The organism is Achromobacter maghribensis (genome assembly GCF_057334215.1).
In genome coordinates, this window is the sequence record NZ_JBHFII010000017.1 from 124,365 (window position 1) to 139,413 (window position 15,049).

The 15,049-nt window shown below is 65.6% G+C and carries 13 protein-coding genes; 2 read left to right on the plus strand and 11 right to left on the minus strand.

Features of this window, described 5'->3' with window-relative positions; translation table 11 throughout:
- Positions 1 to 17 precede the first annotated feature (17 nt).
- Positions 18 to 1,370 carry an MFS transporter gene (locus ACE039_RS07410; protein WP_485822014.1) on the plus strand — a complete coding sequence of 451 codons (1,353 nt, stop codon included), beginning with the start codon at positions 18 to 20 and terminating at the stop codon, positions 1,368 to 1,370.
- Between the two features lie 63 nt (positions 1,371 to 1,433).
- Positions 1,434 to 2,303, plus strand: coding sequence for a DMT family transporter (locus ACE039_RS07415; RefSeq protein WP_105555781.1), 870 nt, complete (start codon positions 1,434 to 1,436; stop codon positions 2,301 to 2,303).
- Between the two features lie 8 nt (positions 2,304 to 2,311).
- Here ACE039_RS07415 and clsB read toward each other — a convergent pair whose 3' ends face one another.
- The 11 genes from clsB to dapA all read right to left on the minus strand — a co-directional run bounded on the left by clsB (position 2,312) and on the right by dapA (position 14,717).
- Positions 2,312 to 3,523 (minus strand): cardiolipin synthase ClsB, encoded by a 1,212-nt coding sequence (clsB, locus tag ACE039_RS07420; RefSeq protein WP_448708824.1) that lies wholly within the window; start codon positions 3,521 to 3,523, stop codon positions 2,312 to 2,314.
- A complete protein-coding gene (locus ACE039_RS07425) occupies positions 3,520 to 4,386 on the minus strand; it encodes an endonuclease/exonuclease/phosphatase family protein (protein WP_105555779.1) in 867 nt (288 codons plus the stop codon). Before ACE039_RS07425 ends, clsB begins: the two co-directional genes overlap by 4 nt.
- Positions 4,387 to 4,657: 271 nt before the next feature.
- Positions 4,658 to 6,445, minus strand: coding sequence for an aspartate--tRNA ligase (gene aspS, locus ACE039_RS07430; protein ID WP_105555778.1), 1,788 nt, complete (start codon positions 6,443 to 6,445; stop codon positions 4,658 to 4,660).
- A 40-nt stretch (positions 6,446 to 6,485) separates the two neighbouring features.
- Complete coding sequence (locus ACE039_RS07435) at positions 6,486 to 7,151, minus strand: DUF502 domain-containing protein (protein ID WP_485811089.1); 666 nt, start codon at positions 7,149 to 7,151, stop codon at positions 6,486 to 6,488.
- A gap of 16 nt (positions 7,152 to 7,167) precedes the next feature.
- A complete protein-coding gene (locus ACE039_RS07440) occupies positions 7,168 to 7,488 on the minus strand; it encodes an FmdB family zinc ribbon protein (RefSeq protein WP_485811088.1) in 321 nt (106 codons plus the stop codon).
- A gap of 205 nt (positions 7,489 to 7,693) precedes the next feature.
- Positions 7,694 to 8,977, minus strand: coding sequence for a putative Na+/H+ antiporter (locus tag ACE039_RS07445; RefSeq protein WP_448709202.1), 1,284 nt, complete (start codon positions 8,975 to 8,977; stop codon positions 7,694 to 7,696).
- 181 nt (positions 8,978 to 9,158) lie between these two features.
- Positions 9,159 to 10,055 carry a DUF6999 family protein gene (locus ACE039_RS07450; protein ID WP_448709201.1) on the minus strand — a complete coding sequence of 299 codons (897 nt, stop codon included), beginning with the start codon at positions 10,053 to 10,055 and terminating at the stop codon, positions 9,159 to 9,161.
- The gene (locus tag ACE039_RS07455) at positions 10,052 to 11,986 is read right to left on the minus strand and encodes an iron-containing redox enzyme family protein (RefSeq protein ID WP_448709200.1); all 1,935 of its coding nucleotides are present in this window, start codon (positions 11,984 to 11,986) and stop codon (positions 10,052 to 10,054) included. The genes ACE039_RS07450 and ACE039_RS07455 overlap by 4 nt, the downstream gene beginning before the upstream one ends.
- A gap of 34 nt (positions 11,987 to 12,020) precedes the next feature.
- Complete coding sequence (locus tag ACE039_RS07460) at positions 12,021 to 12,953, minus strand: fatty acid desaturase (RefSeq protein WP_310035056.1); 933 nt, start codon at positions 12,951 to 12,953, stop codon at positions 12,021 to 12,023.
- A complete protein-coding gene (locus ACE039_RS07465) occupies positions 12,913 to 13,689 on the minus strand; it encodes a sterol desaturase family protein (RefSeq protein WP_485822015.1) in 777 nt (258 codons plus the stop codon). Before ACE039_RS07465 ends, ACE039_RS07460 begins: the two co-directional genes overlap by 41 nt.
- Positions 13,690 to 13,823: 134 nt before the next feature.
- On the minus strand, positions 13,824 to 14,717 hold the full coding sequence (dapA, locus tag ACE039_RS07470) for a 4-hydroxy-tetrahydrodipicolinate synthase (RefSeq protein ID WP_485822016.1): 894 nt from the start codon (positions 14,715 to 14,717) through the stop codon (positions 13,824 to 13,826).
- Positions 14,718 to 15,049 lie beyond the last annotated feature (332 nt).

The window sequence follows — 15,049 nt, forward strand, 5'->3', positions numbered from 1 at the left end:
CCCGCAGGGACCTCCTGATGGCGATGGCGGGCGTGTCGGCGACGGTGGTGCTGGCGGCGCTGGATTCCACCATTATCAGCACCACGCTACCCCGTGTGGCCGAAGCGCTAAATGGGATGGCCCTCTATGCGTGGGTCGGCACCGGCTACCTGTTGGCCACCGCGGCGTCCATCCTGATTTTCGGCCGGCTGGGCGACATGTTCGGCCGCAAGCCCTTGATGCTGGTTTCGGTCCTGATCATCGCGTTGGGGTCCATCGCCTGTGGCCTAGCGCAGTCCATGACGCAGTTGATCGTGTTCCGAACCCTGCAAGGGGTAGGCGGCGGCATGATGATCGCCACCGCCTTCGCGGCGCCCGCCGATCTGTTCCCCGACGCCAAGCAACGCGTGCGATGGATGGCGCTGGTGTCCGCCGCCTTCGCCATGGCCAGCGGCATCGGCCCGGTTCTCGGCGGCGCGGCCACGCAAGCGCTGGGCTGGCGCGCGGCGTTCTTCATCTCGCCCATTGCGGCGGCCGGCGCCTTTTTCCTGCTAGCACGCTATTTCCCGCGCATCCGCCCCATCCATGACGGCAGCCGCAAGATCGACTGGGTGGGCGCCATCCTGTTGGTCCTGGCCGTGGGCGCCCCGCTCGCGGCGCTGGAACTGGCCTTTGCCAGCGGCGAGCACGCGCGTCCGCTCCTGGGAGGCATGCTGGCGCTGGTCGGCGTGGCCGCCGTCGCCATCCTGATTCCCACCGAACGCCGCGTGAAATCGCCCATCTTTCCGCTACGCGTCCTGGCGGGCCTCGACTCCCGTTTGCTGAACCTGGCCGCCATGATGGTCGGCGCGGTGATGTTCGTGCTGATCTTCTACAGCCCGCTGCTGCTGCAGCAGGTGCTGGGCTACACGCCCAGCGAGGCCGGCCTGCTGCTGACCCCGCTGGTCGCGGCGATCTCGGTGGGCAGCATCGTCAACGGCCGGCTGTTCCCCAAGCAGACCGAACCGCAGCGCCTGATGGTGTTCGGCGCCCTGCTGCTGGCGGCCGGCACGCTGATGGTGCTGCTGATTTCCCCGGGCACGTCGGCGTGGTGGATCCTGGCCGCCTTCTTCGTCAACGGCTGCGCGCTGGGCTTCCTGCTGCCCAACCTGACGCTCTTCATGCAGATGCTGAGCGAACGCCGCGACGTGGGCGTGGCCTCGGCGCTGGTGCAGACCACGCGCGCCATCGGCAGCGCCTTGGGCACGGCGGTGGTCGGCATCATCATTTCACACAGCACGGTACTAAACGGAGTGCGGGCCGGCCTGGTCCTGTGTATTGTGCTGTCGCTTGCCTGTGCGCTGCTGGCGTATCGGGTCAAGATGAAAAACCTGGTCACCGGCCGGAAGTAGGCCACCCCGGCTTTACCCCAGGCATCACCCAAGAACGCCCCCGAGGCGAACCCGAGACAAATCATGCGCCAACGCAATCTGCTGGACCTGCTGCTGCTTGCAGCGGTCTGGGGCGGCTCTTTCCTGTTCATGCGTGTCGCGGTCGGCGATTTCGGCCCGATCGCGTTGATCGAGCTTCGCGTGGGCCTGGCCGCGCTTTTCCTGCTACCGGCGGCCCTGTGGCGCGGCAAGCTGCCGGTGATCGCCCGGCACTGGAAGGCGTTGCTGGTGGTCGGCACCCTGAACGCCGCCGTGCCCTTCCTGCTCTACGCCTACGCGGCGCAGTCACTGGGCGCCGGCTTCCTGTCGGTGGCCAATGCGGTGACGCCCGTGTGGGGCGCGGTGGTGGGATGGCTTTGGCTGAAGGACAGGCTGCCCTGGATGCGCTCGCTGGGCCTGATGATCGGGTTCCTGGGCATCATCGTGCTGGTGTGGGACAAACTGAACTTCCAGGCCGGCGGCACAGGGCCGGCGGTGCTGGCCGCCGTGTCGGCACCTGTCTTCTACGGCATCGCCGCCAATTGGACCAAGCGCTTCCTCACCGGCGTGGACGCCCTGGCCAGCGCCACCGGCAGCATGATCGCCGCCTCGCTGGTGCTGCTGCCCCTGGCGATCTCCGCATGGCCCGAGGCACCCGCGTCGATGGCGGCCTGGATCTCGACGATCCTGCTGGCCGTCGTCTGCACCGGCGCGGCCTACATCATCTTCTTCCGCCTGATCGCCAACGTCGGGCCCACCGGGGCGGTCAGCGTGACGTTCCTGGTGCCGATATTCGGCGTGGTGTGGGGCGCCTGGTTCCTGGATGAGCGCATCACCCCGTCCATCGCGGTAGGCGCCGCCATCATCCTGATAGGCACGGCCCTGGCGCTAGGCCTGATCAAGCGTCGCGTCTAAGCCCGCGCTCAGTATTTATCCGACGTGCCGGTCAACGCCACGCCGATGCGCAACAGCGTGTAGGACACCGCATCCACCCAGCGCCGCACCCATCCCCGGCGCTGGTAGTCCAATGGGCGGATGAAGCGGCCGCCCTCGCGGATGGCCGTTTCCAGGCGCTCCTGCAAATCCCACGCGAACGGTTGGTCGTCCACGACGACGTTGGCCTCGCGCGCCAGCAGCAGGCTGAACGGGTCCAGGTTGGAGGAGCCCACGGTCGCCACGTTGTCGATCACCGCCACCTTGGCATGCAGGTAGCTGGGCATGTATTCGTAGATCTCGATGCCGTCTCGCAGCAATTGGTCGTACAGCGACCGGGTCGCATGGTATTGCATGCGATATTCGACCTTGCCTTGCAGCAGCAGTCGCACTCGCACGCCGCGCGCGGCGGCCCGGGCCAGGGCACGGCGAAACTGCCGGCCGGGGAAAAAGTAGGCGTTGGCGATAAGGATGTCGCGGCGCGCCTGCGTAATGCCGTAAAGGTAAGCGCGTTCAAACGTCTGGCGGTAACGCACGTTGTCGCGCAGCACCAGCGCCGCGCGCTGCGTGCCGCAAGGGGCTACCGGCGCATGGCGCGGCTTGGTCAGCCGCATGCGGTTCCAGTCGCGCGGATGGCGCCGCAGGCGCGCCCAGTTCAGCCGCACCCACAGCAGGTCTTGCGCATAGGCCGCGTCCGTCACCAGCGGGCCTTCCACCTGCACGGCAAAATCGAAGCGCGGCGCCGAAATGCCATCCGTGGGATCCAGGTCGTCGTAGTCATCGATGACGTTGATGCCGCCGATGAACGCCACGCGTCCATCCACGACGGTGACCTTTCGGTGCAGCCGCCGCAAACGGCTGCGCGACGGGATCAGGCGAGCGAACCAGCGCGGCTCGGGCCGGAAAATGCGGCATTGCGCACCCGCTTCCAGCAGCCGTTCGCGCACCACGACTACGTTTTCAGCGCTGCCGAAGCCGTCCAGCACCACGCGTACCTTCACGCCGCGCCGCGCGGCTGCGGCCAGGCATTCCAGCACCCGTGAACCGGTGCGGTCGACCATGAAGATATAAGTTTCCAGATGCACGCTGAACTGAGCGGCATCGATGGCCGCGCACAGCGCGGGAAAGAAATCGGCGCCGTTCTGCAACAGCCGGATGCCGTTGCCGTCGGTCCATTCCAGCTTGACCTGCTCGGCCTTCACGGGAGTTCCAGCTCGGCCAGCAAGGGGGAGTGATCGGACATCCGCGCCCATTCGCGGCCGCGCAACACGCGCGCGCTGCGCACGGCAAAGCCGCGCTGGTAGATGCGATCCAGGCGGAACCACGGGAAGACGGCAGGAAACGTTCGGGGCGGTGGCAGCAAGAGGCGCGAGCTGCCTTCCATGCCCAATTGATTGTTGCGCTCCATGACGGACAGGCCGCTGTTCGGCAAGCCTCGCAGTGCATTGCTCAAGCGCTTGACCGAGTCACGCAGGCGCGGCAATTCACCACCATGGCTGCGCGGCGCATGGGAAAACACTTCATACAGCCCCAGCTGCTGCACGAATAGCGGGGCCAGGCGGTCATTCCAGTCGTTGAAATCGCCCGCGATCAGGATGGGCTCGCCGTCCGGCACCATGTGCCGGATGCGTTCGGTCAGCGCCAGGATCTGGCGGCTGCGGCTACCGGCGAACAGGCCCAGATGCACCACGAAGCAATGCACCGCGCGGCCATCAAGCTCGATCCGCGCATGCAGCAAGCCGCGTTGCTCCAGCCGATGGTCGGAGATATCCAGGTTTTCGTGGTCAAGAATGGGAAAGCGCGACAGCAGCGCGTTGCCGTGATCGGTCGCATGGCGGATAGCGTTGCGGCCATAGGCCACATCCAGCCGCAGGGCGGCAGCTAGCGATTCGTGTTGAGCGTCAAGCAGCGATTTCTGCTCGTTGCGGCCTTGGACTTCCTGCAGGAAGACGAGGTCCGGGCGCAAGCCATACAGGCCCAGGCGAAGTTCATTCAGGGAATCGAGTCGGCCCAATGCCGAACGGCCCTTGTGAATGTTGTAGCTGACGACACGGATGAGCGACATAAAAGCGATGGCGCCTTTGAAAGCAGAGAAACCCCTGGCCAAGCCCAAAAGCAGCCCCGGCCAGCACCGCCACAAAGCGGCGTTTGCCAGATTACTCCAATTCAGCAGCCCCCAGCCGCAACAGAACACTAACGAGCCGCCACGCCGCAAAAGAAAGCACCACGCCGCAAGCAAGTGCCGCGCCGCAAGCCGGGCCGCCGAGGATCCGGCTCCGCCGGTCCCGCGAGGCGCCCCCCTGGGGGGGAGGCGCCCCCGGCGCCTCGGGGGGGGCTTACTTGTTTTCGACGTTACGCAAGCGGATGTGCAGCTCGCGCAATTGCTTTTCGTCGACTTCGGACGGCGCTTGCGTCAGCAGATCCTGAGCGCGTTGCGTCTTCGGGAAGGCGATCACGTCGCGGATCGATTCGGCGCCGGTCATCATCGTGACGATGCGGTCCAGTCCGAAGGCGATGCCGCCATGCGGAGGCGCGCCGTACTGCAGCGCGTCCAGCAGATAGCCGAACTTTTCCCGGGCTTCCTCGGCGCCGATCTTCAGCGCGCGGAACACCTTGCTTTGCACTTCTTCGCGATGGATACGGACCGAGCCGCCACCGATTTCCCAGCCGTTCAGCACCATGTCGTAAGCCTTGGCGAACGCCTTGCTGGGATCGGTTTCCAGGAAGTCTTCGTGGCCGTCCTTCGGGCTGGTGAACGGGTGGTGGGCGGCGGTGTAGCGGCCGTCTTCCTCGTCGTATTCGAACATCGGGAAGTCAACCACCCACAGCGGCTGCCAACCGGCTTCGAACAGGCCGGTCTTCTTGCCGAATTCGCTGTGGCCGATCTTCACGCGCAGCGCGCCGATGGCGTCGTTGACGACCTTCTCGCGATCCGCGCCAAAGAAAATGATGTCGCCATCTTGCGCGCCGGTGCGCTTGACCAGTTCGGCCAGCGCGGCGTCGTGCAGGTTCTTGACGATGGGCGACTGCAGGCCATCACGGCCCTTGGCCACTTCGTTGACCTTGATGTAGGCCAGGCCCTTGGCGCCGTAGATGCCGACGAACTGCGTGTAGCCGTCGATTTCGCTACGCGACATTTCAGCACCGCCGGGCACGCGCAGGGCGACCACGCGGCTGCCGGGCGCCGTGGCGGCGGCGGCAAACACCTTGAAGTCCACATCGCGCATCACGTCGGTGATGTCGGTGAATTCGAGCTTCACGCGCAGGTCCGGCTTGTCCGAACCGTAGCGGCGCATCGCTTCCGTCCACGGCATGATCGGGAACGGCTGGGCCAGGTCAACGCCCTGCACCACCTTGAACACGTGGCGGATCAGGTTTTCGAAGATTTCACGGATCTCGAATTCGTTCAGGAACGAGGTTTCGCAGTCGATCTGGGTGAATTCGGGCTGGCGGTCAGCGCGCAAGTCTTCGTCGCGGAAGCACTTGGTGATCTGGTAGTAGCGGTCGAAGCCCGACACCATCAGCATCTGCTTGAACAGCTGCGGCGATTGCGGCAGCGCGAAGAAGTGGCCGGCGTTCACGCGCGAAGGCACCAGGTAGTCGCGCGCGCCTTCGGGCGTGCTCTTGGCCAGCATCGGGGTTTCGATGTCGATGAAGCCCAGCTGGTCCAGGAACTTGCGCGTCTCGATCGACACGCGGTAGCGCAGCATCAGGTTGCGCTGCATCTGCGGACGGCGCAGGTCCAGCACGCGGTGCGTCAGGCGAGTCGTTTCCGACAGGTTGTCGTCATCCAGCTGGAACGGCGGGGTGACCGACGCGTTCAGGATTTCGACTTCCTTGCACAGCACTTCGATTTCGCCCGAAGCCAGCTCGCTATTGGCGGTGCCGGCCGGACGCTCGCGCACCAGGCCGGTGACGCGCACGCAGAATTCATTGCGCAGGCGCTCGGCAGTGGCGAAGGCGGCGTTGTCCGGATCGAACACGATCTGGGCCAGGCCCGCGCGGTCGCGCAAGTCGATGAAGATGACCCCGCCGTGGTCGCGGCGGCGGTTCACCCAGCCGTACAGGGTGACGGTCTGGCCGAGATGGTCACGGCAAACCTGGCCGGTGTAGCAGGTACGCATGCGGGATGACTCCGTTGTGTGCTTAGTTTGAGCGTAAGGGTTACGAATCGGCGCGGGGTGCGTCTTGCACGCCATGCGCCGGAGAGAGCGGGGCCGGCCGGTCCTCCGGCGCGGACGCCAGGGCCGGGGCGACAACGCCCATGGAAACGATGTACTTCAATGCCGCGTCCACGCTCATCTGAAGGTCAATCGCGTCGGCGCGAGGCACCATCAGGAAAAAGCCGGACGTGGGGTTCGGCGTTGTCGGCACATACACGCTGATGTGATCGCCGGGCAACAGGCTGGCGACTTCACCGCTGGGCGTGCCGGTGACAAATGCAATCGTCCAGGAGCCCGCCCGCGGATACTGCACCAGCACCGCGCGGCGAAACGCCTGGCCGTTCGGGGCAAGCACGGTATCGCTGACCTGCTTGACCGAGTTGTAGATCGAGCGCACCAGCGGAATGCGGCCCAGCAGGTTCTCCCACTGGTCCACCATGGTACGGCCGATCAGGTTTGCCGCAAACACGCCCGTCATCAGCACCACCACGATGACCAGGACGAAGCGGAAGCCGGGGATATCGATGCCGAACAGCGATTCGGACGACAGAAAGCCAGGCACGAACCCTTCCAGGGTGGCGACCAGCAAACCCAGCACCCACACCGTGATGACCAGGGGAACCCAGATCAACAGGCCGGTGATGAAGTACTTTTTGATGAGGCGCATCCGCATGGCGTGCGCGCTAGGCGGCGGGCGTTCCGCCAGCCGGCGCGGCAGGCGCGGGAGCGGCCGCCGGGGCAGCAGGCGCAGCGGGCGCCGCAGCGGACGCGCCGCTTTCCGACGACGCGGGCGTGCTGGCCGGCGCGGCGCCGCCAGAACCGTTACCGCGGAAATCGGTGACGTACCAGCCGGAGCCCTTGAGCTGGAATCCAGCCGCGGTCACCTGCTTGGAAAACGTGCTTTGGCCACATTCGGGGCAAACCGAAAGCGGCGCGTCGGAGATCTTCTGCAGAACGTCTTTGGCATGGCCGCAGGCGCTGCACTTATAAGCGTAGATGGGCATCAAGGGCTCCCAGGCGCGGGCCCGGCAAATCAAAAGCCGTCGGCCGCCGGACGAACGGATCCGGGGCGGCGGGTGGGCAAGGCCGGAAAATGTACGGGAAAGTCTTGAATTTTAGCGGTTTTTCATGAACCGTCGGTGTCCAGCCCGCCGGGCGGGCGGGAACGGCCTTCCCGAGGGGCCGGCCCGAGTCCGGCGCCCCCCTTCCCTAGACGGGCAGCAGGAACATGACGGCCGCCACCAGGGTCGGCCCCAGGGCCGACAGGAACAGCCGGCCGGACGAGATGCTGCCGTCGGGAAAGTGGTTTTTCAGAATGGCGAAACCGGCCGGATTGGGCGCATTCGCGATCACGGTCAACCCGCCCCCTGTCACGGCGCCGGCCACCAGCATGTAGCGCCAGGCCTCGTTGGTGCCCTCCACCAGCGACCCCAGGTAGGTCAGCGCGGCGTTGTCGGTAATGGCGGTCAGCGCGGTGGCACCCCAGAACAGCACGAACGGCTGCAATCCGCCCAGCAGATCCTGCAGCCACCATTTCTGCAACCCGCCCAGCACCACCAGGCCTGCCAGGAAGAAACCGACCATCAGGCCTTCCTTGATCAGCAGACGGTTCTGGTGACGCTTGTAGGCTTCGGAAAAGCCGATGAACATCATCAGCAGGCCCAGGAAGATCGCCGGATGGTGCGCGGCCAGCACCACGGCCACCAGAAACACCAGGTGCACCAGGATAACCAGGGCGGGCACCGGGGGACGCGAATCCGCCCCTTCCGGCGCGTCCACGCCGCCGCCCGTGCCCACCGACCGCTCCATCAGCGCCTTGCGGCAGATGAAGGTCAGGAGGCCGGCGTTCAGGCAGACCGCCACTGCGGCGCGCCAGCCGAAGTGCTGCGCCATGAAAGTGGAATCCCAGCCGAACGTGGACGCCACCATCAGCACGGGCGGCGCGGCGTACGACGTCAACACCCCCCCGATCGACACGTTCACGAACAGCACGCCCAGCGTCAGGTACTTGAAACCGGCGCGCCCGCTCGTGCGGAAGTACGCGTCGCGCAGCAGGATGGCGGCCAGCGTCATGGCGGCAGGCTCGGTGATGAACGAGCCGCCCAGCGGCACCAGCGCCATCACGACGAAAAACGTGGCCAATTCGCGCGGCAACGGCAGCACGCGCGCCACGACGCGCACCAGCAGCCCAACCAATTCCAGGATCGGCCGGCTGGCCGCCACCACCATGATCACGAAGACGAACAGCGGCTCCGTGAAGTTGCGCGTGTCCATGTAGTCAATGGCCGAGGCCGGCCCCGACAGCGCGGCCATCGCCACGATCAGCGCAAAGGCCCACACGCCGAAGACGGCTTCCACTTCCGAAAACAGGTGCCAGATGCCCGCATGCGGCCCGCCGCGATGCGCCAGCCGCGCGAAAACGGGAACCGAAAAGGTATGAAGGACCGCCACGGCGAACAAGACGGTGGCGATGACTTCGATGGGCTGGGGCATAAGAGGGACTTCCGGAATAAAGACTTACGCAACGGAGAATCACGCGATGCGAACGCGGTCCGGCGCATCCCGCCGAACAAGGGACGCAATATAACGCAGGCGTTTTTCCGTGTAACGCAGGGTCTATACCAAGTCGCCCCGGCGCAAGTCGGGGCCGGCAGCCCATCACCGCCCCGCGTGCCTACGCGATCGGCGCCGGCGGTTCCGCCCCCTGCTGAGCGGCCTTCATCTCCATCAGCAGACTGTGCAGCATCTCGGTCGACAAGCCATGCAGCACCAGGCGATAGCCCGCGCGCAGCGTCGACATGGGCACCAGCGGATGACTGTTGTTGACCAGGATCAGGTGCTGCGGCGCGCCCAGCAACTTGGCCGCGTAGATGCCGATGGTCTCGTCCAGTTGCAGGGAATTGGCCGCGCGCCAGAAATCGTTGTCCGTCAGCATCAGCTGGTAAAGCGGCGTGAACAGTTCGATGGCGCTTTGCAGGTCCAGGAAGTTCAGCTTGCCCTGCGGCATGTCTTCCAGCTTCAGCGGCGGATCCTTGATCATCGAGAAATCGACCGTCTGGGGCGCATGCATTTCCACACCCGCCTCGCGCAGCGCCTGGTTCAACCGGATGACGAAGTTGAACAGGTTCAGGTCGTGCTTGACGAAGAGCTCGTCCTTCAGGTCGTCGATCTCAAGCGGTTCAAGCGGGTGGGTCGTGATCGGCACCGGCGAGTTCGCGGCGATGAAGGCCAGCGCCTGCGCGCCCAGGTGGAAGTGGCGCAGGATCAGCCAGTTGGCCTCGGGCGACACGAAGCGCTTGAGCCCCCATGCCAGGATGCGGTGCAGCAGCCTGGAATGCGACCAGCGGCGCGGCAGGAACGTCTTGATCACCTGGATCAGGATGATGAAGGCGCGCGCCAGCGGCCGCAGGAACGGCAACAGATACTGGCGCGACGCGCAGCTGGAATCCGTTAGCCAGGCTTTCTTTACCTTGTCGGGCAAGGGCGTGCTGCGGTCCAGGTACAAGGCCAGCCAGGGGCTGGGGTCGGCCGGGTCGTGCGCTTTGCTCAGGAATTCGGGTTCCTTGCTCATGCCGTGTCGCCCTCCATCACATGATGGAACTGCATCAGATAGAGCGCGGCCGTGCGGCGCGCGGTGTCCACGATGCGCTGTTCGGCGCGGCCGTCCTCGTCGCAGTCCAACGCCAGCTCCACGGCCGATAGCCAACGCGCCAAATGGTGCTCGTCGTTGTGGCCGTGGTATTCCAGGAAGCGGAAGGCATCAGGCGGTAGCGCCAGGCTGGCTTTCAGCAGCGGCAGCAGCGCGGGCACGATACGCTGGCCAGTGCCTTCGATGATGTAGATCGCGCCCAGCAGGCCAATAGGGTCGCGCGTGGCGGCCAGGCTGTGCAGATAAGCGTTCAGCGCCTCGCCACCGGGGTTGCGGCGCAGCGCGTCGATGCTGTCCACCGTGCCGCCCGCGTTGCGGTAGTCCTGGAAGAGTATCTGGAAGTCGTTCTGCTCTTCGCCCGCGTGCATGTCGATCAGCGCGGCCAGCGGCGCGTACTGCCCGGACAGCGACGCTGCGCCTTCGCGCATCCACTTGCTGCCTTCGCGCACCTGCGGGATCCAGTTCTCCATCCAGTTCAGGTAGTCGGCCGTCTGGAACTGGCGATTGCGCAAACGCCGCACGACCGGTGTGCGCCAGACGCGCGATCGGTAGTCGTGCCAGATGGCCGCCAGCTCGGTCAGCAACTGGCCCAGCCCTTGCGGCGCCATGTCGGGGTCATGCGGCGGCGCGATCGCATCGGCATCCACGCTTTGCGCGTCTTCGCGCGTCGCCGCCGGCCCCGCGCCTGCCGGCTTGCCCGCCACCGCCAGCGGCGCGTGCACGGCTTCGGCCTCCAGCAGCATGTACGCGGCCATGAAGCGCCCCGATTCGGGGATGTAGCAGAAGATCTGCTCGCCCGGCTTCACCTCGCGCGTCTCCAGGAACTCCGCCAGCATGATCAGGATGGACGCCGCGCCGGTGTTGCCGCGCCACGCCAGGTTGCTGAACCAGCGTTCGCGCGGAATCACCAGGCCCGCTTTCTCCATCAGGTCTTCGACCACCGGAATGAATTTTTCGGACGAGTAGTGGCACAAGAAATGGTCCACCTGGTCCGGGTCCAGCCAGCCGTCGCGCACCAGCTTGGCGTATTCGTGGATGCCGATATCGAACAGGTGCGGCAGCAGGCGGATGTCCTGGCGCAACGACAGCGCGCCATCGGCCTCAGCCTCGTTCCACGAGGGATAGTCCAGGTGGCCCTTCTGCCGGTCGGCAGACAGACCCAGCTGCATGCACACCGGATAATCGCCCGAGAATGAACGCTGGTGCACCCACTTCAACTTCAGCCGCACGCCGCTGGACGCGCCCGGCAGCGCACGGCCGGTATTGCCCAGCAGCAGCGCGCCGGCGCCGTCCGACAACATCCAGCGCAGGAAGTGCGCATCGAAGTCGGCGTCGTAGCCGCGCGCCGCGAAGCGCGAACGCTTGAACAGCCGCGACGGCAGTTCGCTGGCCACGGCCAGGGCGCTGGCATGCCCGCCCATCTCCACGCCCTGCGCGGCCGCCTGGATCGCCGATACGCCAGCGGCGCAGATGCCATGCACCGACAGCGTCTCCATCGGTTGCGCGGCCAGTTCGCCCTGGATCATGTTCGCAAAGCCCGGCATCAGCGCGTCGCCGCCCGACGAACCGCTGGTCAAGAGAGACACGGCGGACAGGTCGCTGTCGTTGCGCCGCAGGCAATCGCGGATGGCGTTGGCGGCTAGTTGCGCGTTGGTGAACACGGTCGCGCCTTCGGGATCGATGGCGTAGTAGCGATGCTTGATGCCGTTCTCGGCCAGGATGCGGCTCTTGATGCGGCTGGACATCCGGTTCAGCGGCGCGATGTAGCCGTCCATGGCGTCGTTGGACACGGGCTCGCCCGGCATGAAGTAGCCGGCGCTCTCCAGGTAGACACGATTGAACGCGATAGGCATGTGGCGGGTCTCTAGTGGGAATGTGAATGCGGCGTTAGCGGATGTGCTCGGGCGCCATGCAGGAACGGCTGCGGAACCGCGGCAAGAAGGTGCCCAGCACGAAGACGCGGAACATGTAGGGCGCAAGCCCCCCTTCGTTCAGCGCCGGATCGACGTGCTGGCGATAGTGCTCGCGATGCAGCCGGGTCAGGTCGGACCAGTGCGCGCGCGGATGCTCGTGATGCGCGGTATGCAGGCCGATATTGAACAGCAGCGGGTTGACCAGCCCTTCGAAATTGCGCGCGTAATTCAGCCCGGCGACGACGCGCGGCCCGCCGTCGGCATGCGCGTGCTGAAGATAGTTCGTGGCCAGAAGCCAGTGCAGACCATGCAGCTGCGGCACGATCACGAATACCAGCGCCTTGACCGGATTCACCGCCAACAGGCCGCCCCATAAACCCAGCCACACCCCGTACTGCGCCATGCAGTAGCGCCATGCGCCCGGCCAATGGCGGCGCAGGCGCGCCAGCCACGCGAAGAACAGCGGATACAGCACCCAGCCGGCCTGCAATGGGTGAATCAGATAGCCCCACAGGTGGTTCGTGTCGCCGCCGAATCGGTAGGTGCGCGCCACATCGCGCGCGCCATGCTTGAAGCGATGGTGGTTGGCCACATGCGCCGGGTAGAACACGAAGGTGGGATGCCCCTGCAGCAGCGTGATCCAGAAATCGGTGGCGCGGTTGGTCCAGCGCCCACGCCACATCCTGATATGCGTGTGGTTGTGGTGAATGACGCCGATGCCCAGCGTCAGGAACAGCATCAGCACATATAGCGGCCACCAGAATCCATGCACCCATTGCCAGGCGGCCAACGCGGGCAGCGCGGCCAGATAGGCCAGGCTTTGCCAGTCGCGCCAGTTGCGCAGCGACGGCAGCCGGCGTCTTGGACTACGCCCGTCCGCCAAGTGATTCTCTACGCTGGAACGCATCAAGCTGAACCGCGGCCGCCTCGGCCTTCAGCCGGGTACGGAACAGGCGGTCCATGAACGTGAACTGGAAACCGTAATTACCGTTGTAGCAGGCATGGTGCAGGTGATGCCGGCGGCTGGCGGCGAACCAGTGGGCGTAGGACACCTTGGGGAAGAAGTCGTAATTGGCGTGCCCGATGCAATTGAAGAACAGGCTGAACAGCGGCACGGACGCCAACGCCCAGAAGCTGAAGTCATGCAGCAGCATGGGCAGCAGGATCACGTTGCCCAGCATCAGGGCTTCGATGGGGTGGAAACTATAGGTGGAGAACGGCGTCGTCACCACCGAGCGGTGGTGCGGCAGATGGAAGCGTCGCAGCGGCTTGGTGTGCAGCAGCCGATGGTTGACCCAGAAATGCACGTCGTTCCAGGCCACCAGCACCAGGATTTCGACCACGACCTTCTGCCAGCTCGGGTCCGGGTCCAGATGCGCCCAGCCCAGTTGCAGCAGCCCCCACGGAAAGATCATGCCCGTGCCGAACAGCAGGATGGACAGCCCCGACTGGGCCAATTCGCGCCGCAATTGGCCCGGCGCCAATGGCCGCGGGTCCAGCGGCCGCCCCATGCCCAACGCTGGCAACACGTGCTGGGTCAGCAGCCAGGTCGCCGCGCCGAAGACCAGATAGATGCCGCTGAAAAACAGCAGCCCCGCCAGCATTACCTGCCAGCCGGACAAGGCTTCAAAAGCTTGGGCCATAAACGTTTGGTTTCACCCTGAGAATGGCCGCATCATAAGCAATCCGTCAGCTTCCCGGTAAGGCATTTATTACAAAATGAATCCGGGCACCACAAAGCTGGCGGACGGGGCGTCGGGAACGGTCTAACTTCCGGCTACTGGCAGGGATACTGGCGGTTCAAGCCTGCAACGGCCGCATCCATGCGCACCGCCAGCGCCGCACTCGCCGCCGGCATCGGCAGGCGCAATTCTTCGCTCAGCAGCCCCTGGCGCCCCAGTTGCGCCTTCAACGGTCCCGGGTTGGGCTCCTCGAACGCCAGCTGGATCACGGGCACAAGGGCCTGGAACAGCCGGCGAGCCAGGTCCAGCTGTTGCGCGCGCACGGCCTGGTACATGGCCACGAACAGATCAGGCCGGATATGCGCCGCCGCCGCGATCATGCCCGTGCCACCCAGGCAAAGGGTCGACAGCGATTGCAGGTCTTCACCCGCCAGCACGTTCATCTGGCCATCGGCGATCAGTGCCAGCGTCTTCGCAAGCGAGCCGCCGCAGTCCTTGATGGCGGCGATGTTCGGGTGCGCCGCCAACGACATCAGGGTCTCCGTGTCCAGCGTCGTGCCCGTCCGGTAGGGAATGTCGTAGAGCACCAGGGGAAAGCGCGACGCATCGGCCAGACAACGGAAGTACGCCGCGGCGCCTTCCTGCCCGGCTCGCACGTAATACGGCGCGGGCGCCAGGATGCCCGCCAGCGGCCGGGTGCCGAACGCGGACAGGCGCTGCAGCACGTGGCCCTGATGGTTGCCGGCCAGGCCCATGACGACAGGCAGGCGGCCGGCCTCGGCCAGCACGGCGTCCAGCACGGCCAATTGCTCGGCGTCGTCCAGCGACGCGGCTTCCCCGGTGCTGCCGCACACAACCAGCCCGTCCACGCCCGCCGCGGCGTAATGGCGGACCAGCCGGCGCAAGGCGCCCCCGTCCACGGCGCCGCCGGAAAACGGCGTCACCAGCGGCACCCAGACGCCCTGGAAAAGAGAAGATTGAGATGGCATGAGAACACTCCTTCGATGTAAGCAGACCGTGAGGTTGGCCGTACAGAAGTGCTCGGGATATCAGGGGGTGCGCAGAGGCGCCAAAGCGCCGCCAGGAGGCCGCTGTTCCGTCGCCCATCTGACGGAACAGCATGCTCCGGTCAGATGAGCGGCTGTTTTTTGGATTTCAGGCCGACGGCAGCCAGCACCACGCCCAGGGCGCGGAGACAGGAAGCAGATTGGAAGGCCTGATGAATCATGAATATTTGGAACGCGCGATAAGCGACGGATGCAGAAATCTACCGGGCGCCTGCCAGCGTGTCAACGGCGGCAAACGCAACGTTCGAATGCGT